The sequence below is a fragment of the Halosolutus amylolyticus genome, assembly GCF_023566055.1.
GTDB lineage: Archaea > Halobacteriota > Halobacteria > Halobacteriales > Natrialbaceae > Halosolutus > Halosolutus amylolyticus.
In genome coordinates, this window is record NZ_JALIQP010000002.1 from 538,422 (window position 1) to 560,754 (window position 22,333).

28 protein-coding genes are annotated in these 22,333 nt (G+C 69.5%); 19 read left to right on the forward strand and 9 right to left on the reverse strand.

The window, feature by feature from the left end:
- The first annotated feature begins 22 nt into the window (after positions 1-22).
- The 4 genes from MUN73_RS09040 (at position 23) to MUN73_RS09055 (ending at position 3,545) form a co-directional block, all read left to right on the forward strand.
- A complete protein-coding gene (locus MUN73_RS09040) occupies positions 23-1,237 on the forward strand; it encodes a M20 family metallopeptidase (protein WP_250140136.1) in 1,215 nt (404 codons plus the stop codon).
- A 3-nt stretch (positions 1,238-1,240) separates the two neighbouring features.
- On the forward strand, positions 1,241-2,326 hold the full coding sequence (locus MUN73_RS09045; protein WP_250140137.1) for an alanine racemase: 1,086 nt from the start codon (positions 1,241-1,243) through the stop codon (positions 2,324-2,326).
- A gap of 77 nt (positions 2,327-2,403) precedes the next feature.
- Positions 2,404-2,790: a DUF5789 family protein gene (locus MUN73_RS09050; RefSeq protein WP_250140138.1), complete on the forward strand. Its 387-nt coding sequence runs from the start codon at positions 2,404-2,406 to the stop codon at positions 2,788-2,790.
- Between the two features lie 143 nt (positions 2,791-2,933).
- Complete coding sequence (locus MUN73_RS09055) at positions 2,934-3,545, forward strand: translation initiation factor IF-2 subunit beta (protein ID WP_250140139.1); 612 nt, start codon at positions 2,934-2,936, stop codon at positions 3,543-3,545.
- 16 nt (positions 3,546-3,561) lie between these two features.
- Here the strand turns inward: MUN73_RS09055 and MUN73_RS09060 are convergent, their stop codons facing one another.
- Positions 3,562-4,056: a helix-turn-helix transcriptional regulator gene (locus tag MUN73_RS09060; RefSeq protein WP_250140140.1), complete on the reverse strand. Its 495-nt coding sequence runs from the start codon at positions 4,054-4,056 to the stop codon at positions 3,562-3,564.
- A 111-nt stretch (positions 4,057-4,167) separates the two neighbouring features.
- Between MUN73_RS09060 and MUN73_RS09065 the strand changes: the two genes are divergently transcribed.
- The 11 genes from MUN73_RS09065 to ptsP all read left to right on the forward strand — a co-directional run bounded on the left by MUN73_RS09065 (position 4,168) and on the right by ptsP (position 13,015).
- Positions 4,168-4,800 carry an HAD family hydrolase gene (locus tag MUN73_RS09065; RefSeq protein ID WP_250140141.1) on the forward strand — a complete coding sequence of 211 codons (633 nt, stop codon included), beginning with the start codon at positions 4,168-4,170 and terminating at the stop codon, positions 4,798-4,800.
- 61 nt (positions 4,801-4,861) lie between these two features.
- Positions 4,862-5,845: an adenosylcobinamide-phosphate synthase CbiB gene (gene cbiB / locus MUN73_RS09070; RefSeq protein WP_250140142.1), complete on the forward strand. Its 984-nt coding sequence runs from the start codon at positions 4,862-4,864 to the stop codon at positions 5,843-5,845.
- Positions 5,842-6,603 carry an adenosylcobinamide-GDP ribazoletransferase gene (gene cobS, locus MUN73_RS09075; protein WP_250140143.1) on the forward strand — a complete coding sequence of 254 codons (762 nt, stop codon included), beginning with the start codon at positions 5,842-5,844 and terminating at the stop codon, positions 6,601-6,603. The genes cbiB and cobS overlap by 4 nt, the downstream gene beginning before the upstream one ends.
- Positions 6,603-7,199, forward strand: coding sequence for an NTP transferase domain-containing protein (locus tag MUN73_RS09080; protein WP_250140817.1), 597 nt, complete (start codon positions 6,603-6,605; stop codon positions 7,197-7,199). Before cobS ends, MUN73_RS09080 begins: the two co-directional genes overlap by 1 nt.
- Positions 7,190-8,251 (forward strand): nicotinate mononucleotide-dependent phosphoribosyltransferase CobT, encoded by a 1,062-nt coding sequence (gene cobT / locus MUN73_RS09085; RefSeq protein WP_250140144.1) that lies wholly within the window; start codon positions 7,190-7,192, stop codon positions 8,249-8,251. Before MUN73_RS09080 ends, cobT begins: the two co-directional genes overlap by 10 nt.
- The gene (locus MUN73_RS09090) at positions 8,241-9,269 is read left to right on the forward strand and encodes an aminotransferase class I/II-fold pyridoxal phosphate-dependent enzyme (RefSeq protein WP_250140145.1); all 1,029 of its coding nucleotides are present in this window, start codon (positions 8,241-8,243) and stop codon (positions 9,267-9,269) included. Before cobT ends, MUN73_RS09090 begins: the two co-directional genes overlap by 11 nt.
- On the forward strand, positions 9,262-10,023 hold the full coding sequence (locus MUN73_RS09095; RefSeq protein WP_250140146.1) for an adenosylcobinamide amidohydrolase: 762 nt from the start codon (positions 9,262-9,264) through the stop codon (positions 10,021-10,023). Before MUN73_RS09090 ends, MUN73_RS09095 begins: the two co-directional genes overlap by 8 nt.
- A gap of 113 nt (positions 10,024-10,136) precedes the next feature.
- Positions 10,137-10,544, forward strand: a complete 408-nt coding sequence (locus tag MUN73_RS09100; protein ID WP_250140147.1) for a DUF8009 family protein — start codon at positions 10,137-10,139, stop codon at positions 10,542-10,544.
- A 120-nt stretch (positions 10,545-10,664) separates the two neighbouring features.
- Positions 10,665-10,880 (forward strand): hypothetical protein, encoded by a 216-nt coding sequence (locus tag MUN73_RS09105; protein WP_250140148.1) that lies wholly within the window; start codon positions 10,665-10,667, stop codon positions 10,878-10,880.
- Between the two features lie 97 nt (positions 10,881-10,977).
- Positions 10,978-11,280 carry an HPr family phosphocarrier protein gene (locus tag MUN73_RS09110; RefSeq protein ID WP_250140818.1) on the forward strand — a complete coding sequence of 101 codons (303 nt, stop codon included), beginning with the start codon at positions 10,978-10,980 and terminating at the stop codon, positions 11,278-11,280.
- Complete coding sequence (ptsP, locus tag MUN73_RS09115; protein ID WP_250140149.1) at positions 11,273-13,015, forward strand: phosphoenolpyruvate--protein phosphotransferase; 1,743 nt, start codon at positions 11,273-11,275, stop codon at positions 13,013-13,015. Before MUN73_RS09110 ends, ptsP begins: the two co-directional genes overlap by 8 nt.
- Positions 13,016-13,058: 43 nt before the next feature.
- On the opposite strand, the gene dhaM is transcribed toward ptsP, so the two are convergent.
- Genes dhaM through dhaK form a run of 3 tightly spaced genes read right to left on the reverse strand, consistent with a single transcriptional unit; the run spans position 13,059 to position 15,178 of the window.
- A complete protein-coding gene (gene dhaM / locus MUN73_RS09120; protein ID WP_250140150.1) occupies positions 13,059-13,436 on the reverse strand; it encodes a dihydroxyacetone kinase phosphoryl donor subunit DhaM in 378 nt (125 codons plus the stop codon).
- Positions 13,436-14,161 (reverse strand): dihydroxyacetone kinase subunit DhaL, encoded by a 726-nt coding sequence (dhaL, locus tag MUN73_RS09125; protein WP_250140151.1) that lies wholly within the window; start codon positions 14,159-14,161, stop codon positions 13,436-13,438. The genes dhaM and dhaL overlap by 1 nt, the downstream gene beginning before the upstream one ends.
- Before the next feature lie 18 nt (positions 14,162-14,179).
- Positions 14,180-15,178: a dihydroxyacetone kinase subunit DhaK gene (gene dhaK, locus MUN73_RS09130; protein ID WP_250140152.1), complete on the reverse strand. Its 999-nt coding sequence runs from the start codon at positions 15,176-15,178 to the stop codon at positions 14,180-14,182.
- 260 nt (positions 15,179-15,438) lie between these two features.
- Between dhaK and MUN73_RS09135 the strand changes: the two genes are divergently transcribed.
- Both MUN73_RS09135 and MUN73_RS09140 read left to right on the forward strand, forming a co-directional pair.
- The gene (locus MUN73_RS09135) at positions 15,439-15,687 is read left to right on the forward strand and encodes an amphi-Trp domain-containing protein (RefSeq protein ID WP_250140153.1); all 249 of its coding nucleotides are present in this window, start codon (positions 15,439-15,441) and stop codon (positions 15,685-15,687) included.
- Positions 15,688-15,963: 276 nt separating this feature from the next.
- Positions 15,964-16,686: a fumarylacetoacetate hydrolase family protein gene (locus MUN73_RS09140; protein ID WP_250140154.1), complete on the forward strand. Its 723-nt coding sequence runs from the start codon at positions 15,964-15,966 to the stop codon at positions 16,684-16,686.
- Positions 16,687-16,731: 45 nt separating this feature from the next.
- On the opposite strand, the gene MUN73_RS09145 is transcribed toward MUN73_RS09140, so the two are convergent.
- On the reverse strand, positions 16,732-17,232 hold the full coding sequence (locus tag MUN73_RS09145) for a molybdopterin-dependent oxidoreductase (RefSeq protein ID WP_250140155.1): 501 nt from the start codon (positions 17,230-17,232) through the stop codon (positions 16,732-16,734).
- Between the two features lie 79 nt (positions 17,233-17,311).
- Complete coding sequence (locus MUN73_RS09150) at positions 17,312-17,686, reverse strand: cupin domain-containing protein (protein ID WP_250140156.1); 375 nt, start codon at positions 17,684-17,686, stop codon at positions 17,312-17,314.
- 154 nt (positions 17,687-17,840) lie between these two features.
- Here MUN73_RS09150 and MUN73_RS09155 point away from each other — a divergent pair, with 154 nt between their 5' ends.
- Together MUN73_RS09155 and MUN73_RS09160 are read left to right on the forward strand one after the other, a co-directional pair.
- Complete coding sequence (locus tag MUN73_RS09155; RefSeq protein WP_250140157.1) at positions 17,841-18,353, forward strand: YkgJ family cysteine cluster protein; 513 nt, start codon at positions 17,841-17,843, stop codon at positions 18,351-18,353.
- 118 nt (positions 18,354-18,471) lie between these two features.
- Positions 18,472-18,756 carry a translation initiation factor eIF-1A gene (locus MUN73_RS09160; protein WP_074929683.1) on the forward strand — a complete coding sequence of 95 codons (285 nt, stop codon included), beginning with the start codon at positions 18,472-18,474 and terminating at the stop codon, positions 18,754-18,756.
- Positions 18,757-18,913: 157 nt separating this feature from the next.
- Here the strand turns inward: MUN73_RS09160 and MUN73_RS09165 are convergent, their stop codons facing one another.
- From MUN73_RS09165 to MUN73_RS09175, 3 genes are all read right to left on the reverse strand, one after another.
- Positions 18,914-19,477: a type 1 glutamine amidotransferase domain-containing protein gene (locus MUN73_RS09165; RefSeq protein WP_250140158.1), complete on the reverse strand. Its 564-nt coding sequence runs from the start codon at positions 19,475-19,477 to the stop codon at positions 18,914-18,916.
- Between the two features lie 59 nt (positions 19,478-19,536).
- Entirely contained in the window at positions 19,537-20,241 is a 705-nt protein-coding gene (locus MUN73_RS09170; protein WP_250140159.1) for an SDR family NAD(P)-dependent oxidoreductase, read from the reverse strand.
- A 124-nt stretch (positions 20,242-20,365) separates the two neighbouring features.
- Positions 20,366-22,231 carry a formate/nitrite transporter family protein gene (locus tag MUN73_RS09175; protein WP_250140160.1) on the reverse strand — a complete coding sequence of 622 codons (1,866 nt, stop codon included), beginning with the start codon at positions 22,229-22,231 and terminating at the stop codon, positions 20,366-20,368.
- Positions 22,232-22,333 lie beyond the last annotated feature (102 nt).

Here is a 22,333-nt window from a genome sequence, read left to right on the forward strand (position 1 = left end):
GCGACCGATTCTACACTCCATTATGAGCGAACAAACGCACACGGACGCGGACGCGATCGAGTACGACGAGACGATCGAACTGCTACAGGACCTGGTCAGGATACGGAGCCCGTACTTCGAGGAGGAGGCGATCGTCGAGTTCGTCTACGAGTGGCTCGACGACGCGGGGCTCGACCCGGAGTACCAGCCGGTGAGAGAACCCGACATCACCGGCTACGAGGGTGACAACGTCCTCGCCCGGCTCGAGGGCAGCGACCCCGACGCGCCGACGCTACTGCTGAACGCCCACGTCGACACGGTCCAGTTGGTCGAGGAGTGGGACGAGGATCCCCTCTCCGGGCGGGTGGAGGACGGGAAGTGCTACGGGCAGGGCGCCTGCGACATGAAAGGCGGGCTCGCGGCGGTGCTCGTCGCGTTCCGGGCGCTCGCGGACGCCGACCTCCGGGGCGACGTGATCCTCTCCGCCGTGGTCGACGAGGAAGGCCCGTACGGGCTGGGCGCGAACCAGCTCATCAGGGACGGCATCACCGACGAGTGTGACGCAGCGATCGTCACGGAGCCGGGGCCGATCCTCGCCCAGTCCGAACTGGAGAACCCGGCGCTGTTGCTCGGCGCGCGCGGGCGATTCCTCTACGACGTCACCGTCCGCGGGCACGCGGCCCACGGCTCACAGCCCGAGAAGGGGCGGAACGCGGTGGTCGACGCCGGCACGCTGGCCGGTGCGCTCGCGGAGATGGACGTCGGCACACACCCCAAGCTCGGCGACGGATCGGTCTGTCCGCTGTCGATCGAGGGCGGCGGGGAGACGCTCTCGGTCCCCGAGGCGTGTCGCCTGCTGGTCGATCGCCACGTCGTGATCGGCGAGGACGCTGAGTCGGTGCTGGCCGACGCCGAGCGCGTCGTCGCCGACCTCGACCTCGACTCGGACGTCGAGATCGGGTTCCGCGAGGCACCCGCGCCCGACGTCCGCTACGGCCCCTACGTCACCGACGAGGACCATCCGCTGGTCAGGTCCCTCACGGCGTCCGCCGAGTCGGTCACCGGCCAGGCGCCCGCGATCGGCTACTTCTCGAGCGTCGGCGACTTCAACTACTTCGGTCACCGCGCGGGGCTCCCGACGGTGATCGTCGGCCCCGACGGCGAGAACATCCACGGCGCGGGCGAGTTCGTCTACACCGACGAGGTGGTCGACGTGGCTCGCATTCTCGTCGACGCGACGACCGCGTTCGCGGGGTGAGCCGTGACCGACGATCCCAGTCGGGATCGGCAGGATCACGCCCCGGTCCTGACGATTCGACCCGCGATCGTCGAGCGGAACTCGCGCCGGGTCGCCGATCGGTTCGACGGCGATCTCGTCGGCGTCACGAAGGGCGTCGGGGGCGATCCCCGGGTCGCCAGGGCGATGGTCGACGGCGGCGCGACCGCGATCGCGGATTCGCGGCTGGCCAACCTGCGACGGCTCGGCGATCGGGTCGACTGCGACCGCTACCTGCTCAGGCCGCCGATGCGTCACGAGATCGACGCCGTCGTCCGTAATGCGGAGGTCTCGTTCCAGTCCGAGCCGTCGGTGCTGCGAGCGACCGCGGCCGCCGCGTCGCGACGGGGCGTCGATCACCGGATCGTGCTCGCGGTCGACGTCGGTGACCGACGCGAGGGAGTCCTGCTCGACGACCTCGCGTCGACGCTTTCGATCGCCGCGGGGATCGACGGAATCGAGGTCGCGGGGGTGGCCGCCCACACCGGATCGCTCAACGGCGTCGTTCCGACCGCGGAGTCGGTATCGCGGTTCGTCAACTGCCTCGAGCGGGCCGAGGAGTCGATCAGTCGGCAGGTCCCGATCTGCTCCGCGGGGAGTTCCAACACCCTGGGGCTGTGTTTCGACGGCGACCTCCCGGAGCGGGTGACGCAGCTCCGGATCGGCGAGGCGATCCTGCTGGGGACGGATCCGACCACCGGCGAGCCACTGCCAGGGTTCGAGACCGACGCCGTCGTCCTGTCCGCGGACGTGATCGAGTGCAAGGCCAAACCGTCCGCACCGACGGGGCCGACAGGTCGCGACGCCTTCGGGGAGTCGCCGACGGTCGAGGATCGGGGCGTCCGGGACCGTGCGATCGTCGCGATGGGGCGCGTGGACGTCCCCGTCGAGGGACTGGCGCCGGTTCGGGAGGGCGTCGACGTCCTCGGAGCGAGCAGTGATCACGCGGTCCTCGACGTCACCGCAGTTCGGGAATCGATTCGACCGGGCGACAGCCTCACGTTCGAACTGGACTACGGTGCGCTCGCCCGCAGCGCGGCGTCGCCGTACGTTGCGACGGCCTACGAGTGATACGCTAGTTCGTCGCGACCGGTCCACACGCGTTCGCCGGCCGGCCGCTTTTGCACGCGCTCGTGATAGCACCGGGTATGAGTGACGACACCCCGAGCCGTGATCGCGCACAGGATCGGGCCGAACAGCGCAAGTCCCGGCGGGCCGACACCACGGAGTCGATCCTCGACGACGTGGAGCGACACCTCGGCGACGTGGAGTACCCGGTCAGGGGCGAGGAACTCGCCACGGAGTACGGCAACGAGCCGATCGACATGCCGAACGAGACGGAGTCGCTGGGGAGCGTCTTCGATCGGCTGACGGACGAGCAGTTCGAGTCGGCCGAAGAGGTCCGGGAGGCCGTCTACGGCGAGATCACCGGCGAAGCGGGCACTCGCGACGAGGCGAACCCCGAACGCGACCTGGAACGGCTGGACGAGGAGAAACAGGGATCGATGGCCGACAGCGGAAACGACCAGTTCTAGGCCGGGTCCACCCCGGCGATCGGCCGTGGACTCGGGGCCGGGTTTCGATCCGAACCGCGCGTTGCGCTCCGTGCGCAGCCCGTACCCGACGAGGGAGCGACGATAGCAGAACGGATTTACGTCGCGGGGCACTGCGTCCGTGTATGGATTACGAATCGAGTCTCGACCGAGCGATGGACGAAGTCCCCGACATCGGGGGCGACCAGGAGCGATTGCAGATCCCCGATCCGCAGGCACAGAAAGACGGTGCCTTCACGCGGTTTACGAACCTCGGCGACGTCGCCGACACCCTCTCCCGGGAGGACGAACACCTCCACCGGTTCATCCAGCGCGAACTCGGGACCAGCGGCAAACTCGAGGACGGCCGCGCCCGGTACAACGGGTCGTTCTCCGAGAAGGACTTCGACGCGGCGATCGACGCCTACGTCGACGAGTACGTCCTCTGTTCGGAGTGTGGCCTGCCGGACACCCGCCTCGTCCGCGAGGACCGCACGCCGATGCTTCGCTGTGACGCCTGCGGTGCGTTCCGGCCGGTCACCAAGCGCTCGACCAGCAGCCAGCAACAGCAACAGCAGGAGGCCGTCGAGGAAGGCAAGACGTACACGGTCGAGATCACCGGCACCGGCCGCAAGGGCGACGGCGTCGCCGAGAAGGGCGAGTACACCATCTTCGTCCCCGGCGCCGAGGAAGGCGACGTGGTGGAAATCTACATCAAGAACATCTCCGGGAACCTCGCGTTCGCCCGACTCGCCTGATCGGCCGGCGCTCGATTCACGGCCCCTTTTCCAGCGGAGCCGGTACCTCGCTCGGCAGACAGACGATCTTCTCGCGACCGAGCTGGTACCGTTCGATCGCGCCGCGTGCTTCGAGGTCGGAGAGCAGTCGGCTCACGGTCGAGGCCGACCAGCCGTACTCGTCGGCAAACCGGCGCTGTTTCAGCCGCCCGTCGTGTTTCTCCAGGACGGCCCGGACGTACGCCTCGGGCGAAATCCCGTGGTCGAGGATCTCGCTCCGGCTGGTCGGCCCCCGCCCCGGGTCGAGGTACCGTCTGGACGGCTCCGACTCCGGTGCAGACTGCGCTACCGGTAGCGATCGATCCGTCGACTCGACCCGCGCCGCAGTGTCGACCGCCGTTCCACCGCGATCGGTCCCTGCCCGATCGGTGGAGACGTCCGCCTCCGATCCGGTGGCGGTTCGACAGCGCCGGACGGTTCGTCTGACGGCGCCGGAGAGCCGGGACACGAACGGTGCCTGTGGCCGCATCATACTCGGTGGTCGGATCCAGCCCGGGAAAGGGATATTCACAAACCCGTCCAAACGTTCGCGGGGCGCGATCGGACCGCGAAGCTAAAGTCAATTTGTGCTAGTCACACGAACGTGGGCGTCTCGTTCGACCTCTTCGGAACCCTCGTGACCGTCGATCGGCCGGCCGATCCAGCCGCCGCGATCGCGACCGAACTCGCGAACCGGGACGTGACAGTCCCCGACGACTGGGCCGACGCGTACGCCGAGCCACACGTCGACGCGCCCGAAGGAGCGGAGGTACCGCTTCCGGCGCACGTCTCGCGCGCGCTCGCGAGCCGCGACGTCGACTACGACCACAACGCGGCAAGGCGGGCCGTCGTCGCCGCGTTCGATCCCGCCGTCGAGACGAGATCGGGTGCGCGCGAGGCGATCGCGGCCGCGCGCGAACGGGGCCTGATCGCGCTCTGTTCGAACTGTAGCGTCCCGGAACTGGTCGGGCGGACGCTGGTCAGGTCGGACTTCGAACGCGACGACTTCGACGCCGTCGTGACGAGCGTCGGCTGCGGCTGGCGGAAACCCGCGCCCGAGATCTTCGAACTGACGGCGGCAAAACTCGACGTCGACCCCGCCGATCTCGTCCACGTCGGCGACGATCCGGCGACGGACGGCGGGATCGAGGCCGTCGGCGGGACGGCACTGTTGCTCGAGGACGCCTCGCTCGACGAGATTCCGGATCGCCTGGCACGGCTGGAGGACGAACCATGAAGACCGGCGGCACGAGGGCCAGCGGCGGAACCGGACGGACCGATCGGAGGGGACCGCCCCCGTGATCGTCGTAACGCTCGCCGTACTCGGCCTGGCGTTCAGCCTCGACCTGCTGATCGGCGAACCGCCGACCGCGGCCCACCCCGTGGCGTGGTTCGGCCGCCTCGTCGGCGCCCTCGATCGGGACTGGCACGACGACGATCGCGGCCAGCGACTGGTCGGCGTCGGGATCGCGCTCGTCACGCCGCTCGTCCCCGCGGGTGCCGCGGCCGGAATCGTTCTCGTCGCGTCGGCCGGGCACGGGACTGCGGGCGCGATCGCCGCCGGGGTCGTCCTCTTCCTGACGATCAGCCTGCGATCGCTGCTCGACCTCACCGAGACGGTCGTCGCGGCGACCGAGACGGACCTCGAGACGGCCCGTGAGGAGGTTCGCGGCCTCGTCGGCCGGGACGCGGCGTCGCTCTCGCCGGCCGAGATCCGGAGTGCGGCGATCGAGAGCGCCGGCGAGAACCTCGCCGACGGGCTGGTCGCGACGCTGCTACCGTTCACCGTTCTCGCCCCGCTCTCGCTCCCGGCCGCCGCGGCCGCGGCGGCGTGGGTGAAAGGCGTCAACACGCTGGACTCGATGCTCGGCTACCCCTCGAAGCCGATCGGGACGGCGAGCGCCCGCCTCGACGACGTCGTAATGTGGCTCCCCGCCCGGCTCGCGGCGGTGGCGATCGCCGTCGCCGCGGCCGATCCGCTGGCGCTGGGTCGTGCCCGCGAGTGGGCCCGCGACCCACCGTCGCCGAACTCCGGGTGGCCGATGGCGACGCTCGCCTGCGCACTCGACGTCCGTCTCACGAAACCGGGCGTCTACGACCTCGCGCCCGATCGGGACCTGCCGACGGTCGCCGACGGCGAGCGAGCAGTTCGTCTCGTCGGTCTGGCGGGGGTCGTCGCGATCGCCATCACCCTCCTGTTCGCGACCGCCGTCGCGATCGGCCAGGAGAGATTCTCGCTGGTCCGATACGCCGTGATGACGGCGCTGGAGGTGACGCCGTGAGCCGCCGCTGGCTCGGCGCCGTCCGCGGCGCGATCGGCTTCCTGACCCGCCTCCCCGCGGCCCACCGCGAGGGCGACTGGGAGGCGTTCCGGACGACGCCGACGGCCTTCCCGATCGCCGGGTACGTGGCGGGCGCGATCGCCGCCCTGCCGCTTCTGGCCGCCGCGGCGCTTTCCGCGCCGACCGTCGCGCTCGGCTACCTGCTCGCGGTCTATACGGTGACGGGGATCCACCACCTGGACGGCGTGGCGGACCTCGGCGACGCGCTCGTCGTCCACGGCGACGCGGCTCGTCGCCGCGAGGTGCTCAAGGACACGACGACCGGCGTCGGGGCGATTCTCGCGGTGTCGATCACCGTCGTCGGACTCGCGCTCGGAGGACTCGGCCTCGCCGGGCTTCCCGTCCTCGCGGCCGTCGCGATCGCGATCGCGGCCGAGGTCGGAACGAAACTCGGCATGGCGGCGATGGCCTGCTTCGGAGCGGCGAGCTACGAGGGGATGGGCCGACAGTTCACCTCGGGGGCCGCGCCGCGGTCGTTCGTCGCGCCCGCGATCGTCGCCCTGCCCGCCGTCGCGCTCACGTGGCCGCACGCGGCCGCCGCGGTCGCGCTCTGCGGTGCGATCGGGGGAATCGCCCTCCCCTGGTACTGGGCGACTCGCTACGTCGGGGGCATAAGCGGCGACATCTTCGGCGCGGCGAACGAAATCGGCCGCGTCGCCGGCGTGCACGCGGGGGTGATCGCGTGGACGCTGTCGTGATGTGTGGCGGGCGCGGAACCCGCCTCGAGAGCCCGCACGAGAAGCCGTTGCACCCGATCGCCGGCCGCCCGATGGTCGATCGCGTGCTGGCGGCGGTCGACGAAAGCGACGTCGAGACGGCGTACGCGGCCGTCTCGCCCAACGCGCCGGAGACGCGCGAACACCTCGCGGACCGCGACGGCGTGCGGACGATCGAGACGGCCGGGGACGGCTACGTCGCCGACCTGACGACCCTGCTCGACCGGCCCGCGGTCGAGCCGCCGATTCTCACGGTCGCGGCCGATCTGCCGCTGCTCTCCGGTCCGGCGATCGATCGCGTCCTCGATCGCTACGACGGGGCCGCGGCGGGGGCCGGCGCGCCGTCGCTGACTGTGGCCGTCCCCGTCGCCCTGAAGCGACGGCTCGGCGCGAGTATCGACTCGCGTCTCGAACCGAACCCACACCTCGCGCCGACGGGGGTCAACGTCGTCGGCACCACCCACAGAACCATGACGGACGTCTCCTACGATCCACGACTCGCAGTGAACGTGAACCGCCGTGCAGACGCAGACGTCGCGGCCGATCGCCTGGCCGGGAGGGACGACCCGTGCGCGTGATCCTCCCCGCCGGAACGACCGAGACGGCGCTGATCGACGGGATCAGCGCGGCCGGGGCGGCCCCGGAGCTGATGGAACACACGCCCTCGGCCGACGTCGAGATCCTCGCGTACGGGAAGCCGACCGCCGCGCCCGTCACCCCGGTGAGTCCGAACGGGTGTCCGACGCCCGCCGCCGTGACCCGGGCCGTCCGCGAGGAAGTCGGTTTCGACGTAACGGTCGTCGACGCGGGTCTCACCAGATCGACCGCCGCGCCGACGGTGGACCTCGACGTCAGCCCGGGAGCCGACGTTCGCGAGGAGACTGCCGTCCCCGACGCGGCCGCGATATTCGATCGTGCCCACGGCTACGGCTCGGAACTCCCGGACGAGGAACTCCTGATCGGCGAGACCGTCCCCGGCGGGACGACGACCGCGCTCGGGGTGCTCACCGCCCTCGGCGAACCCGCCGGCGTCTCGTCGTCGCTCCCGGAGAACCCGATCGAGCGCAAGCGTCGCGTCGTCGACGAGGGACTCGCGGCGAGCGGTCTCGATGCGGGCGCGTGCGACGGCGACCCGCTCGCCGCGATCGAGGCGGTCGGCGATCCCGTCCAGCCGACCGTGATGGGCATCGCGGCCGGCGCGCTGGAGTCGGGCACCGAGGTGACGCTGGCCGGCGGGACGCAGATGGTCGCCGTCGCCGCCCTGTTGCGCCACGGCGGGATCGACGCCCCGCTGTCGATCGCGACGACCTCGTTCGTCGCGGCCGAACAGGGCGATCGGCTCGAGGCGGCCTGCGATCGGCTCGACTGCGACCTCGTCGTGACCGATCCCGGCTTCGACGAGCGCGACCACGTCGCGATGGCCCGGTACTGCGCCGGCGAGGCCAAGGAGGGCGTCGCGATGGGCGGCGCGCTCTCGCTCGTCCCCGACGGACGGATGGCGGCCGTTCGAGATCGACTCGAGACCGTCTGTGCGCGACTCGGGATCGAGGCGGACGGGCCGGCAGAAGAGTCTGCGGCGACGACTGGCGACCCAGCTGAGGCTGCCGCGGAGGACGATCGTGGATCCTGACGCGATGCGCTCGGGAGAGCGGGTCCCCCACGGTGGGGAGTCCGATCGGGACCTGCTCGACTTCTCGGCCAACACGAACCCCGCGACGCCCGAGGGCGTGGAGAGCGTCTACGAGGCGGCACTCGAGGAGTCGCGCCGGTATCCCGACGACGACTACGTCGAGTTTCGGACCGCCGCGGGCGCGTTCGTCGGCTGTGAGTCCGATCGGGTGATCCCGACCCCCGGCGGACTGGCCGCGATCAGGCTGGCCATGGAGAGCGCGCTCTCGCCCGGCGATCGGGCGCTGGTTCCCTATCCCAGCTTCGGCGAGTACGCCCGCGAAATCCGCCTGCAGGGCGCGACGCCGCAGTTCGTCCACCACGAGGACCTGCTCGCCATCGAGCGCGACGTCCTCGACGGCTGCGCGCTGGCGGTCGTCTGCACGCCGAACAACCCGACCGGCGAAGCCGCCGATCCCGACGCGCTGGCGGCGTTCGCCGATCGCTGCGCGGCGGCGGGAACGACGCTGCTGGTCGACGAGGCGTTCCTCGGCTTCACCGACCTGCCGTCGGCGGCCCGACTCGACGCGGCGGGCGTCGTCGTCGCCCGATCGCTCACGAAACTGTTCGGCCTCCCCGGACTGCGGGCCGGGTTCGCCGTCGCGACGGACGATCGGCGGGACGCACTGGAGACCGCGCGGCGGGCGTGGTCGCTCGGAACGCCTGCGGCGCGGGTCGGCGCCCACTGTCTCCGGCAGGGCGCGTTCGTCAGGGAGACCCGCGATCGGGTCGCGAGCGAGCGCGAGCGAGTTCGAACCGCACTCGCGTCCAGGTTCGACGTCCGCCCGTCCGACGCGCCCTACCTCCTGTGTGACGTCGGCGATCGGGACGTCGACGGCGTGATCGAATCGGCCCGGTCGAACGGGGTCGCGATCCGCGACGCGCGGACGTTCCGGACGCTCGACTCGCACGTGCGCGTCGCGATCAAGGATCGGCGCTCGAACGATCGACTGCTCGCCGCACTCGATTGCGATGGCTGACCCGGTCGATCCCGCCTACGAGGCGTGCCGCTCCGACGGCGTGCTCCGCGTTCACCGGCCCAGCACCGAGTGGCTCTCGACCGGCCCGAACGGCGGTCGCGTCACGGCCGACGCCGCGTACAACGTCTCGGTCCCCGCCGAGTGGGCGGAGACGCCGCTCGACGCCTACGCGACCGATCGGGTCGATCGGGCGGGGTTCGACGGGGCGACCGACGGCCCGGTGCTGTTCACCGGCGTCGCGATCGAGGACGCCCGCGGCGCCCGCTGCGGGCCGGTCACCGCCTACGCGACCGCTGGCATCTCGAATCCGGCGGCCCTGCCGATGGAGCCGACGGGAACCGCCGGGTTCGAGGACGGCGACGAATCGGCCGGCGATCGGGCCCGGGGGACGGTCAATCTCGTCGTCGGCACGACCCGGGCGCTGGCCGACGGCGCGCTCGCCAACCTGGTCGCGGTCGCCGCGGAGGCGAAGGCCGCGACGCTGCTCGCCGAGACCGGCTTTCCCGGGACGACGACGGACGCGATCGTCGTCGGCCACGATCCGTCGGGCCCCGGCGCGTCGTTCTCGGGGAGCGCTACCGAGGTCGGCGCGGCAACGCGGGCCTGCGTCCGCGAGGCCGTCCGGGCGTCGCTGGAGGGGCACTACGACGGCGCCGACCCGATCCTCCCCGCATCGGTCGACGACGCGACCTACGGCGTCTCGACGGACGTCCGGGCCGACGTGTTTCGGCCGCCGATCGCGGAGCGCGACTGAGGATCTCGATTCGATCGGGATCGAACCCGAAATCGAGTGCTCCCAATCGGCCTCCGTGACGCGGCCCGGCGCCAACCCGGACGCTAAACCGTCGCGAACCGTACGATCGATACATGCCCGAGGACGATCCATCGGCGATCCGGTCGCTCGCCGTGTCGCCGGACGACGCCGTCGACGCCTACGCCTACCGCCAGGAGAACCCCGGCGAGGCCGTGCTCCGGGTGACGCCGCCGTTTCACGGCCGAATGCGGGCACGGATCCACGTCTACCACGTCGACGACACCGAACTGACCGGCGCGGTTCACCTCTCCCCCGCGGATCTCATCGCGGACGACGTCGTCGCGGCGTATCCCCGACTCGAGGAGACGCTCGAGGACGCGGACGACGCGGACCGGATCCGCGAACGGCACGCCGAGGCGGTCGCGGCGTGGCAAGAGCGCGCTCGCGAGGCGATCGTCGAATCGGTCGCGCTCGAAACGGACGACGGCCCGCACCGTGTCGACGTGAAGCGTCTCGGCTAGCTCCGGTCGCGATCGGCGACGGCGCGAGACGCGAACTCGCCGCGAGCGCCGCTCCGTCCCGCACTTTCACTTTCACCGCGGACGGATCGGTTTGACGTACTGTCCGTCCAACTGATGGGTATGGCACTGATAACGGACGGGACCGACGACCGGGGAACGTACGAGGAACTGGTGACGCACGACCGCGACCGCCACGAACCCGATCGACGGCGACGGATCGACGTCACCGACCTGCACGCGGCCGGAATCGACTCCTTCGTCCGATCGAACGTCGAGACCGATCGGGTCTCGCTCGAACACCGCGGCGCGCGGACCTACCTCGTCATCGAGGAGTGACCGCCGCGATCGATTCGGGCAACTGTTTTGATCGTGCCCGCGACTAGTCCTGCATGGGAGTCACACGCACCCTCTTCCGGGGAGGAGGACCCGTATGATCGAACGGACGGTCACCGTGGTGCCGTCGGACGGATTACACGCCCGACCGGCCGCAACGCTCACCTCGACGGCGAGCGGGTACGAGGCCGACGTGACGATTGCACGCGCCGAGGATGGGGAGTTCGTGCCGGCGAATAGTATGCTCGCAGTCACCGGGCTGAACATCCGACACGGCGAGGACGTAACGCTACGGGTCGAGGGCCCGGACGAGGCGACGGCGGTCGATACCCTCGAAGAAATCCTCACGACCCCCGTCGACGACGCCGACGAAACGAACGCCGACCCGAACGACGATGACTGAGCAGCGCGAACTCGCGGGAACCGGCGTCACGCCGTTCGTCGGCCTCGGCACCGCGTACTGGCTCGAGACGAGCGTCGAACTCGGCCCGCCCCCGGATCCGGACGACGTCGACGCAGACGCCGAACGCGATCGGTTCGAGCGCACCCGCGACGCGGTTCGCGAAGCGCTCGAGCGGGAACGGGACGCGACCGCGGACCGGGTCGGCGATGAGGAGGGCGACATCTTCGACGCGCACGCGGCCTTCCTGATGGACCCCCAGATCACGGACGGCGTCACGGCGGCGGTCGGGGACGGACTCCCCGCGACGCACGCGGTCAGGGAAACGTTCGACGAGCACGTCGAGCAGTTCGAGGGGCTGGAGGGACCGATGGCGGATCGGGCGGACGACCTGCGCGACGTTCGGGATCGGCTACTCCGTCGGCTGCTCGCCGACGAGGCCGACACCGGAGACGCTGCGACGGGCGGGACGGCCGCGGCCGAAGAACTGGCGTCGTCGATTCCCGAGGGTGCCGTGGTCCTCGCGGATCGGCTCACCCCCAGCGAGACGGCGGCGTTCGATCCCGACCGGATCGCAGGGATCGCGACGAGTACCGGGAGCGAGACCTCCCACGCGGCGATCATCACGCGGGCACTCGGCATTCCCGCCGTCGTCGGCGTCGGCGACGTACTGCGGACGGTCTCGGACGGGGCGCCGGTCGTCGTCGACGGCGACCGCGGGGTCGTCGTCCCGGATCCGGACGACGAAACGCGTGCGCGGGCCGCCGCCGATCGATCCGTCGACCCGATCCCGGAACCGGTGTCGACGAGCGACGGCCGATCGATCGAGGTGGCCGCGAACGTCGCCGGACGCGAGGACGTCGAGCGGGCGGCCGCGATGGGGGCCGACGGGATCGGCCTGTTCCGGACGGAGTTTCTCTTCTTCGATCGCGACGAACCGCCCGGCGAGGACGAGCAGTTTCGGACGTACCGAGACGCCCTCGAGACCGTCTCCGGTCGCGTGATCGTCCGGACGCTCGACGTCGGCGGGGACAAGCCGCTGCCCTACCGGCAGGACGGGACCGAGCGGAACCCGTTCCTCGGTTCGCGGGGCATCCGCCTCTCGCTGGCGGACCAGTCGGACCTCTTCGAGACGCAACTGCGAGCGCTCCTGCGGGCGGCCGCGACGCCGAGCGGGGACGACCTCGCGGTCATGTTCCCGATGATCGCGACGGTCGAGGAACTCGACGCGGCGCGAGAGCGACTCCACGCGATCGCGGCGGACCTGACCGCGGCGGGCGTCGACAACGCCGTTCCGGAACTCGGCGTGATGATCGAGACGCCCGCTGCGGCGTTCGTCGCCGACGAACTGGCGGCCCGCCTGGACTTCCTGAGTCTCGGTACGAACGACCTCACCCAGTACGTGATGGCCGCCGATCGGGAGAACGAGCGGGTCGCGGACCTGCAGGACCCGCTCTCGCCGCCGGTGCTACGGGCGATCGCTCGAACGGTCCGGGCGGGCCACGAGGGGGACGCGTGGGTCGGGATGTGCGGTGAACTTGCCGGCGACCCGGCGGTGACCGAACTCCTCGTCGGCCTCGGCCTCGACGAACTCAGTGCGAGTCCGATCGCCGTTCCGGCGGTCAAGCGCCGGGTACGGGACCTCGACGCGAGCGCCGCGGCAGCGCTCGCCGATCGGGTCCTCGACGCGGCGACGCGGGACGAGGTTCGAGCGCGCTACGCGGACGACTCGCGCTGACCCCACTCGGCCGCCGGTTGCCAGTCACCGACCACCGATCGCCTCACACCTTCGAGACGTCGCGGGCGTCCTCGGCGGCCTCCAGGACCGACTCGACGGTCGCCGACGGTGCGGTCGCCGCCACGGCCGCGTTGAGCGCCCCCTCGAGGACCGGCGCGTCGGCGACGACGGCGTCGGCGGCCGCCTCCTCGATCGCGAGTTCGGCGTTCATCACCGCGCTCCCGAGGTCGACGAGGACGACGACGCCGTCGTCGGCGACGGCCTCGATCGCCTCCCGTATCGGTCCCGGTGTCGTTCCGATCCGGCCGTCTCCGGTTCCACCCACGGCCTCGATACGGGCGTCTCCACCCACCTCCCGGGCGATCTCGCGAATACCCGCGGCCGCTCGCTCGCTGTGGGAGACGACGACGATGCCGACCATCACTCACCCCCGTCCGCGGGCGCGTCTTCGGCGTCGGGCAGTTCGTCGGGTTCCACGTCGGCCGCCGCGTCGATCGCGACCTCGCCGTCGACGTATTCGGTCGCCACGTCGAGCAGTTCCTCGAGCAGGTACAGCGTGCTCGTCGCGCCCGGATCCTGGTGGCCGACCGATCGCCAGCCGAGGTACGACGCGCGGCCCTTCTTCGCCCGGATGGGCGTCGTGAACTCGACGCCGCGACGAGCGGCGTCGACGGCCTTCCCCAGGGCGTCGATCGGTTCGCGGTCGTCGACCTCGATCGATTTCCTGTAGGTGTGGACCGCCGGCGTGAGTGCGTCGACCATCGTCTTGTCGCCGACGGACGCTTTTCCCCGCTCTTCGACCGTCTCGAGGTAGCGCTCGGCGAACGCGACCGTCGTGTCGGCGGTGATCCCGTCCTCGAGTTCCTGGCTCGCCTTCATCAGCGACCCGCCGTACAGCGGGCCCGACGCGCCGCCGACCTCCGAGACGAGCGCGACGCCCGCCGCTTTGACGAGGTCGGCCGGGTCGCCGTCGGTCTCCTCGACGCGTTCGAGTGCAGTCCGGAAGCCGCGATCCATGTTCGCACCGTGGTCGGCGTCGCCGATCGCGGAGTCGAGGTCCGTCAGGTGGTCCTTTTCATCCGCGAGCCGGTCGGCGATCGCTTCGACTGCCGTCCGAACTGCTTCGGTCTGAGTCTCTTGATCCATCCTGTCGTCACCAGTCGGTTACTCGGGGACCGTCAGCCCGGGCGTCTCGGCCGGGGCGGCGAGCAGTTCCATCAGTTCGTCGTCGAGTTCGAGCACCGTGATCGAACACCCCATCATGTCGAGGGAGGTCATGTAGTCGCCGACCCAGGCGTCCCAGGTTTCGAGCCCACGGTCGTCGAGTACCGACTGGAGCCGACGGTTGACGACGTACAACTCCATCAGCGGCGTCCCGCCCATCCCGTTGACGATCGTCGCGACCTCGGTTCCCGTCTCGAGTTCGAGGTCCTCGAGCACGGCCTCCGCGAGGTGGTCGGTGATCTCGTCCACGGACATGAGTTCGGTGCGTTCCGTCCCCGGCTCCCCGTGGATGCCGATCCCGAGTTCGATCTCGTCCTCGCCGAGGTCGAACGTCGGCTCGCCCTTCTCGGGCGTGACACAGGAGGTGAGCGCCATGCCCATCGTCCCGACGTTCTCGGTGGCCTTCTCGGCGACGCGCTTGATTTCGGCCAGATCCTCGCCCCGCTGGGCCATCGCGCCGGCGATCTTGTGGACGAAGATCGTCCCGCAGACGCCGCGGCGACCCGACGTGTACAGCGAGTCCTCGACCGCGACGTCGTCGTTTACTACGACGTGCTCGACCTCGGTGTCGGCCTCCATCTCGGCCATCTCGATCGCCGTCTCGAAGTTCATCACGTCGCCCTCGTAGTTCTTGACGACGCAGAAGACGCCCTCACCGCCGTCACAGGCCTGGATCAGTTCGCTCACCTGATCGGCCGTCGGCGAGGTAAACACCTCCCCCGCGGCCGCACCGTCGAGCATGCCGTCGCCGATGTAGCCCGCGTGTGTGGGTTCGTGACCGCTGCCGCCGCCCGAGACGAGTCCGACTTTTCCCTCGACGGGCGCGTCGCTGCGAACGACGGCCTCCGTCCCGTCGACCCTGCGGAGGTCGTGGGCCGCGACCATCCCCTCGAGCATCTCGTCGACGACGTCCGCCGGTTCGTTAATGAGTTTCTTCATAATCCCACGTGGAGTGTGGACACATAGCAAGATAACGCTTGCTCGTCGCTCCATCGACCGAGAAGGCCCCGGAGTCGCGCCGGACGATCGGCCGGACCCAGGTGGCCACGACGAGCCTGCGCGACCGATCGTCCGCGTCCGATTGCGTACCCGCGAACGGCCGCACGGCGAGCGGTCACTGCACCGGCGGGGTCGCGATCGGATACGGGCCTGCTTCTTCCCAGCCAACCTATTTCTGTCCTCCCGGTGCCAATCCACCCATGGCAGATACCACCAGCACCTCGGACGAAGTGACGCGCGACGAGGCGGCCGATCGCCTCCAGGAAATCGCCCGCGAACTCCGTGGCGAGGGACCGGCGGACGTTCACATCGGCAACAAGACCCTGACGCTGGCGCCGACGTCCGCCCTCGAGTACGACGTCGAGGTCGAGGAACGATCGCCGATGCTCGGCGGCGATCGGGAACGGCTCACCGTGTCGCTCGCCTGGAAAGCGGACGGCGACGACTGATACGGATTGCTGTACCGATGTACCGGCGCAACCGCGATCCGGCGGCGGTTGCGCCGGAAATGACTTACAGTAAACCGTATGAGACGGATTGCTGTCACGAGTTCCCAGCGCGACCACAGACGGGTCGCGGGTGCGCCGGAACTGACGGACAGCAGTCCGTATGAGAACCGAGCGGGTCGATCTGGCTGGTTTCCTCGGTCACGTGGCACATGGGGATAGCCTGCAGTCAGACGACGAACCGGTAGGACTAATCACTGGGCGGCCCATCCCCCGTCGATGCGACTCGCGAGGATTTCGACTCCCGACGGACCGGTCACCGGACGGTACGAGGACGGCGTCGTCCACGGCGACGGTGAGACCTACGAGGTCGACGACGAGACCGACTTCCTACCGCCCTGCGAGCCCTCGGCGCTGTACTGCGTCGGGCGCAACTACGCGGAGACGCTCGACCAGATGGAGTACGAGCGACCCGCGGAACCCGACTTCTTCATCAAGCCGCCCGCCTCGCTGCTCGGCCAGCGGGAGCCGATCCCCTACCCCGAATTCACCGAGGAACTGACCTACGCCGGCGAACTGGCGGCCGTCATCGACGAGCCGTGCCACGACGTTCCGAAAGCGGAGGTACCCGACGTCGTGCGGGGCTACACGATCATGAACGACGTCGACGCGCTCGACCAGCAGGGCCGGACCGCCCGGAAGGCGTTCGACGGTTCCGGGCCCCTCGGGCCGTGGATCGAAACCGATCTCGACCCGACGGCGATCGACATGCGGACCGACGTCGCGGGCGAACGTCGACAGGAGGCGAACACGGAACTGATGCTGTTCGATCCGTACGAGATCGTCTCGTACCTCTCGAAGCGGTTCACCTTCCGCCCCGGGGACGTCGTCGCGTTCGGCAGTCCCGCGAATCCCGGCCTGGTCGAACCCGGTGACGCCGTCGAAATCACCTACGAGGGTGTCGGTACCTTGCGCAATACGATAGTCGAGTCGAGCGACTAGAGAGCGGTCGGTCGCACGACGCTCGATCCGATCGACGCTCCTCGATTACTCGATCCGGGACAGCGCCAGGTCCTTCGCGGTGTCCGCGTCCGAAAACGGCGTCTCGCCCACTTCGATCGCCGACACCCACTTGATGTGCTCCCAGCAGTTCCGCTCTGAATCGATCGGCACGAGTCGGGCCGGGCCGCCGTGCTCGACCGGGAGCGACTCGCCGTCGAGTTCGAGCGCGAGGATCGACTCTCGGAGTCGATCGAGGGAAAACGAGCAGGCGTAGTCGCCGTCCATCGCGCGGACGAGGGCGTACTCGCTGCCTTCAGTGAGTCCGGCGCGGTCCAGGACGGTCCCGACGCGGACGCCGCGCCAGGAGAGCCCGTCCGCGACCCACCCCTCGACGCACGCGAAGTCGTCGGCTGCGGTCTCCAGCGGGAACGACGCGAGGTCGTCGGGGGTGAGCCGGAGCGATCGATCGACCGTCCCGGTGACGGACAGGGTCCACCCGTCGGGGTCGACCGCGGCTGGCACGTCGTGCGTTCTGAGGTCGCTCATCGCCCGGTACTACGACGTCCTCACGGAAACAGTTGCGCCGAACCGCTTCGGGAGCGGGTCATACGGACAGCGATCCGTCTCAATCGGGATCGAACTCGCCGCGCCGGAGGCCGACTCGGACCGGTTCGTGTTCAGCGTCCGTCGGCGGCGGGGACGTGACGAGCAGGGCCTCCAGCCGTTCGTCCTGGTTCGCGTGGATGCCCCGGGACTCGCCGGCGGGGACGACGACCACGTCGCCCGGTCCAACCTTCCGATCGTCGTCCCCGTCCCTGACGAGGCCGCGCCCCGATTCGACGTCGATCACGACGTCGCTGTCGGGCGCGTGGACGGGGATGAACTGTCCCGGCTCGAAGTAGCCGAGCACCGCTTTCAGCCGATCGCTCCGGTAGATCTCCCGCGTCGAGAATTTCTCGTCGTCGTAGGTCCGCTCGGCGTCGAAGTCGGTCGCGACCATACCCGAGCGTCGGCGCGACACGGGGAAGAGACTTGACCGGAATATGTTCGGCACTCGATCGGGTCGACCGGTCGAAACGGGCCCGTCACGAACGTCCCGTCTCGACGCGACCCAGGAAGAAAGGCACTTCCGCCCGCACCCCGTCTCACCCGCTGTGAGCGCTGACGCCCCGCGCCGCGTCGAAGTCCACCCCGATCGGGAGGTCGTCGTCGAGTTCGATCCCGACCTGACCTTCGAGTGCGTCGACGACTGCACCTGGTGTTGCCACCACGGGGTCTTGCTCTACGATCGGGACCTCCTCGAACTGGCCCAGCGGGCGAACCTGGCGGAGACGACGACCGACTTTCGCGGCGAGAAGTTCGTCGCCCGCGAGGAGAAGGGGCGCGACGAGCACGTCGCCGACGACGGCCACGCCTGCGCGTTCCTCCGCGAGGACGGCCTCTGTACACTGCACCTGGAAGAGGACTGGAAGCCGACCCGGTGTTCGGTCTTCCCGCTCGGCGTCTGGCGCGAGGACGGCGACCTCCACGTCGACATCCGGGACTCGGCACACGACCACTGCGAGGGGCTGAACGTCAGCGATCGGCGGGTGATCGAGCACCTCGACGCTTTCCTGCCCGAACTGCTGTGGGACCTCGAGAATCCGGATTCGGACCGGGTACTGTAGTCCGATCCCGATCGATCATCGTCGCCGTGGTGGTTCCCAACTGAGAGGAGCCTGCTATCGAGTGCCGTGCTACCACGACTCTCCAACCATTTAAACGTGCGGCGCTCGTAGTGAAGGTGTGACAGAAAACTCCGGGCGACGGAACCTCCGTATGCCCAACAGTGACGAAGTATTCGCCGTCGTAACCGAACACCTCGGGGGCAACCACGTTCAGCTCCGCTGTGAGGACGGCGAAGAGCGTCTCGGCCGCATTCCCGGGCGGATGAAATACCGCACCTGGATCGAGCAAGACGACATCGTCGTCGCCGAGCCCTGGGACTGGCAGGACGAGAAGGCCACGATCGAGTGGCGCTACACCAGTCAGGACGCCGATCAGCTGCGCCGCGAAGGCCATATCGACTGATACCCATTCTTGTCTAGCGGGTCGAGCCGAGACCGCTCTCAATGACGATTAGGACGCCAGCGACGCCACACGCGAGTGACGACACCGGATCACCGATCGGCCCCAACGACGGGACCCGGGAACCGATCGTGCGATCGATCGTGACGGCGACGCCCGGTTATTCGGTAGCCGCGAACTCCTCGACGATGGCGTCGCAGAAGGCATCGAGGTCGTCCGGATCACGGCTCGTGACCAGTCCGTCGTCGACGACGACCTCCTCGTCGACCCACTCCCCGCCCGCGTTTCGAACGTCGGTCTGCAGGCTGGGATAGGACGTCAGCGTCCGGCCCTCGACGACGTCCGCCTCGATCAGCGTCCACGGTCCGTGACAGATGACGCCGGCAGGCTTGCCGTCCGTCAGGTGCTGCCGGAGGAGATCGACCGCGTCCTCGTCGGTCCGGAGCGTGTCCGCGCCGACGGTTCCGCCCGGGACGAGCAGGGCGTCGTAGTCGGCGGCCGAGACCTCGTCGAACGTCTCGTCGACCGCGTAGGCGTCGCTCCAGTCGAGATCGTTATTGACGGTCCGGCCGTCCCCGGATTCGCTCCCCAGAACCACGACCGTCGCACCGGCGTCGGACACGGCCTCCCTCGGTTCCGTGAATTCGATCTCTTCGCTCCCCTCCGGGGCGAGGAAGAACCCTACCGTCGTGTTTTCGAGCGGCTGGCGATCAGAATGACTCATCGGTCGATCCTGAGGCCGGGAGCGGGGAAACGGTTCGACTTTCCGTTGCAACGCCGCCGTCACCGCGTCGCTCGCTTCCACTCTTTCAGCCCGAGAATCTCGCCATCGAGTGCGTTCCGATCGGCCTCGGTCGCCGCCCAGACGAACATGCCGGCGATCGACTCGGGGTCGCGACCCTGCCCGCCGGTGAGGTCGGTCGCGATCTGTCCGGGTTCCAGACAGCCGACGGCGTACGCGGTATCGGCGGCGAACGCGCGGACGATCGCTTCGGCCGTCGCCTTCGAGATCGCGTAGGAGCCGTAGCCGGGTTTTGCCGTACGAGCGATCGCACCGGTCGGGACGAGGACGCGCGCCCCCTCGTTCAGGTGGGGAAGCGCCTCGCGGATCGTCGCGAAGATGCCGCGGCCGTTCGTGCGCCAGTGGTCGTCGAACGCCGCGTAGGATTCCCGATCGGTGGGCGTCTCGCCCGGGTCGCCGTGGTAGACGCCCGCCGCCGCGACGACGACGTCGATCCCGCCGCCCTCGCCGGTTCGCGAGGCCGTCTCCACGAGTCGTTCGACGTCGTACTCGTCGCGGACGTCGGTTCGGACCCCGTCGACGGCCCCGCTTCCATCGATCGTCGCAAGTGCATCGACGGTTTCGTCGATCGCGTCCCCGTCCCGCGCGCCGACGACGACGGTCGCACCCGCGGTCGCGAACGCTTCGGCGACTGCCCGTCCGATGCCACGCGTGCCGCCGGTCACGACGGCGGTCGTGTCGTCCATACGCCTGCTACGAGGGGGAGCCTCAGAAACCCACTGACTTCCGGCAAGACGGACGTCTCGAACTGGTGTCAGTGCCGACAGCGAGAGAGTCGATCGTGTCGGATCAGTGAACGCTGACGCGGTGCTACCGTCCGAACAGCCGCTGGTATAGGCTGCGCTCGGACGGACGTTCGGCGAGCAGGACCGAACAGCCGACGTCGTCGATCACGTCCATGTGCAGCGATCCGGTCACGAGCCGTGAGAGGAGGCCGCGTTCGGTCGCCCCGATGAGCATCATCGTGTGATCGCTCGCCGCCCGGCAGATCGCCGCCTCGACGTCCCCGCTGTCGTCGACGATGAGGTTCGCGTCCGCGAGGTCGTGATCGGCGGCCCACTCGCCGAGGAACTGTTCCGCACGATCGTGTTCGGAGGATTCGTCGGCGACGTACAGCAGGGTCACCTCGGCACCGACGGTCCGGCGGAGGGTCCGGGCCACCTCGGCGCTCAGGTCCGAGTCCGGCCCGCCCGCGGTCGGCAGGAGGATCCGCGAGGTGTCCAGCCCGCGGTCCTTGAACACGAGGAAGTCACACGGCAGTTCGCTGGTGAGTTCGCTGAGCGGGCGCTCGGCGCGGGCGGCGTCCCACAGCTGGTTCGCACCCCACCCCATCACGACGAGGTCCGTCCCCGACCGTTCGGCCGTGGTGAAGATCTCCTCGAACGATCGGTGGGAGACGACCGTCGAGGTCTCACAGTCGACGTCGTACTCGGCGACGAGGTCGCGAACGTCCCGGAGCTGGTTGTCCGACTCCGAGACGATACGCCGGTGCTGGCGGCTTCCGTAGTTCGCCGACGGCCGCTCGGGAACCTGGACGATGTGGGCGACGTGGACGGTTCCCGACTCGTGGCCCTCCGCGAGCATCGCGGCGAGTTCGACGGTCGACGACTCGGTCCGCGGGTTCGCGATCGGGACCATAATCCGGTAGGATTCGTCGTCCGCGGCCGTCCGCTCGCCGGTGTCGATCAGCGGGACGTACGATCGGCCGACGAACCCGCCGAACAGCCACTCGCGGGCGGAGAGGCGGCGCTCGCTACCCGCGAAGCGGGCTGATTCGAGCCGTTTCTCGCTCGTCTGGTAGTAGTTGACGACGGTCACGAGCAGGATGCCGCCGAGCGTGTTGCCGAGCAACACCGGGAGCACGAACTCGGTCGCGCCGACGAAGAGGCCGAGCTGGCCGGCGAAGACGAGATAGAGCATCTCGGTGAACGAGACGACGACGTGGAACAGGTTCCCCAGCGGGATCGCGAGGAACGCGAGGTAGACGACCACGAGCCGCGAGATCGTGTCCCGCGAGGCGAAGGTCACCCAGACGACGCCGGCGACGATCAGGCCGGCGAACGCGGCCTTGAAGAACAGGTCCCACCACGCCGTTTCGATCCCGTGGGTCGCGATGGTCATCGCCGCTTCTTCCGCCGGCTCGTCGAAGACGCCGCCCCAGGTGAGCGCGGCCGCGCCCAGGGCTCCGCCGGCGAAGTTCCCCGCGAGTACGATGACCCAGTGACGAAGCAACGCCGGCAGGCTGGCCAGTCGCTCGATCGTCAGCGCGACTGGCGGGAGCGTGTTCTCCGTGTACAGCTGGTAACCGCCGATGATGATGTAGATGAACCCGAGCGGGTACAGCAGGGAACTGAGTATCGGGTGGCCGTCCGTCGCACCGTACAGCGACGCGTACAGCAGGAACGTGATCGTGATCGCGAACCCGGCGGCGAGGCCGCTGAAGAAGAGTTCGCGGTTGCCGGACGTGATCTCTTCGTCCGCCGCCGCGACGATCCGCTGGAACACCTCGTCGGAGGAGAACCGATCGCGAACGACCGACCCCACCGCGGGCGCACCGTGTCTGGATCGCTCGACTGCCTCGCGGACGGAATCTTCCTCGGACTGCTCGGGGGCCTCCACGGCCGATTCCTCGGGAGGTCCGGCATCGAGGTGGCGAGGGCGTTCGGAATCACTCATTGGTGGCTCCAGTCGGTTCACTAACTAAGCGTTTGGCTTTCGGATCGATCGAACGGGGCTATCGGCGCCCGTGGCGGCGCTGGCCGGTCGATCCCGACCGCC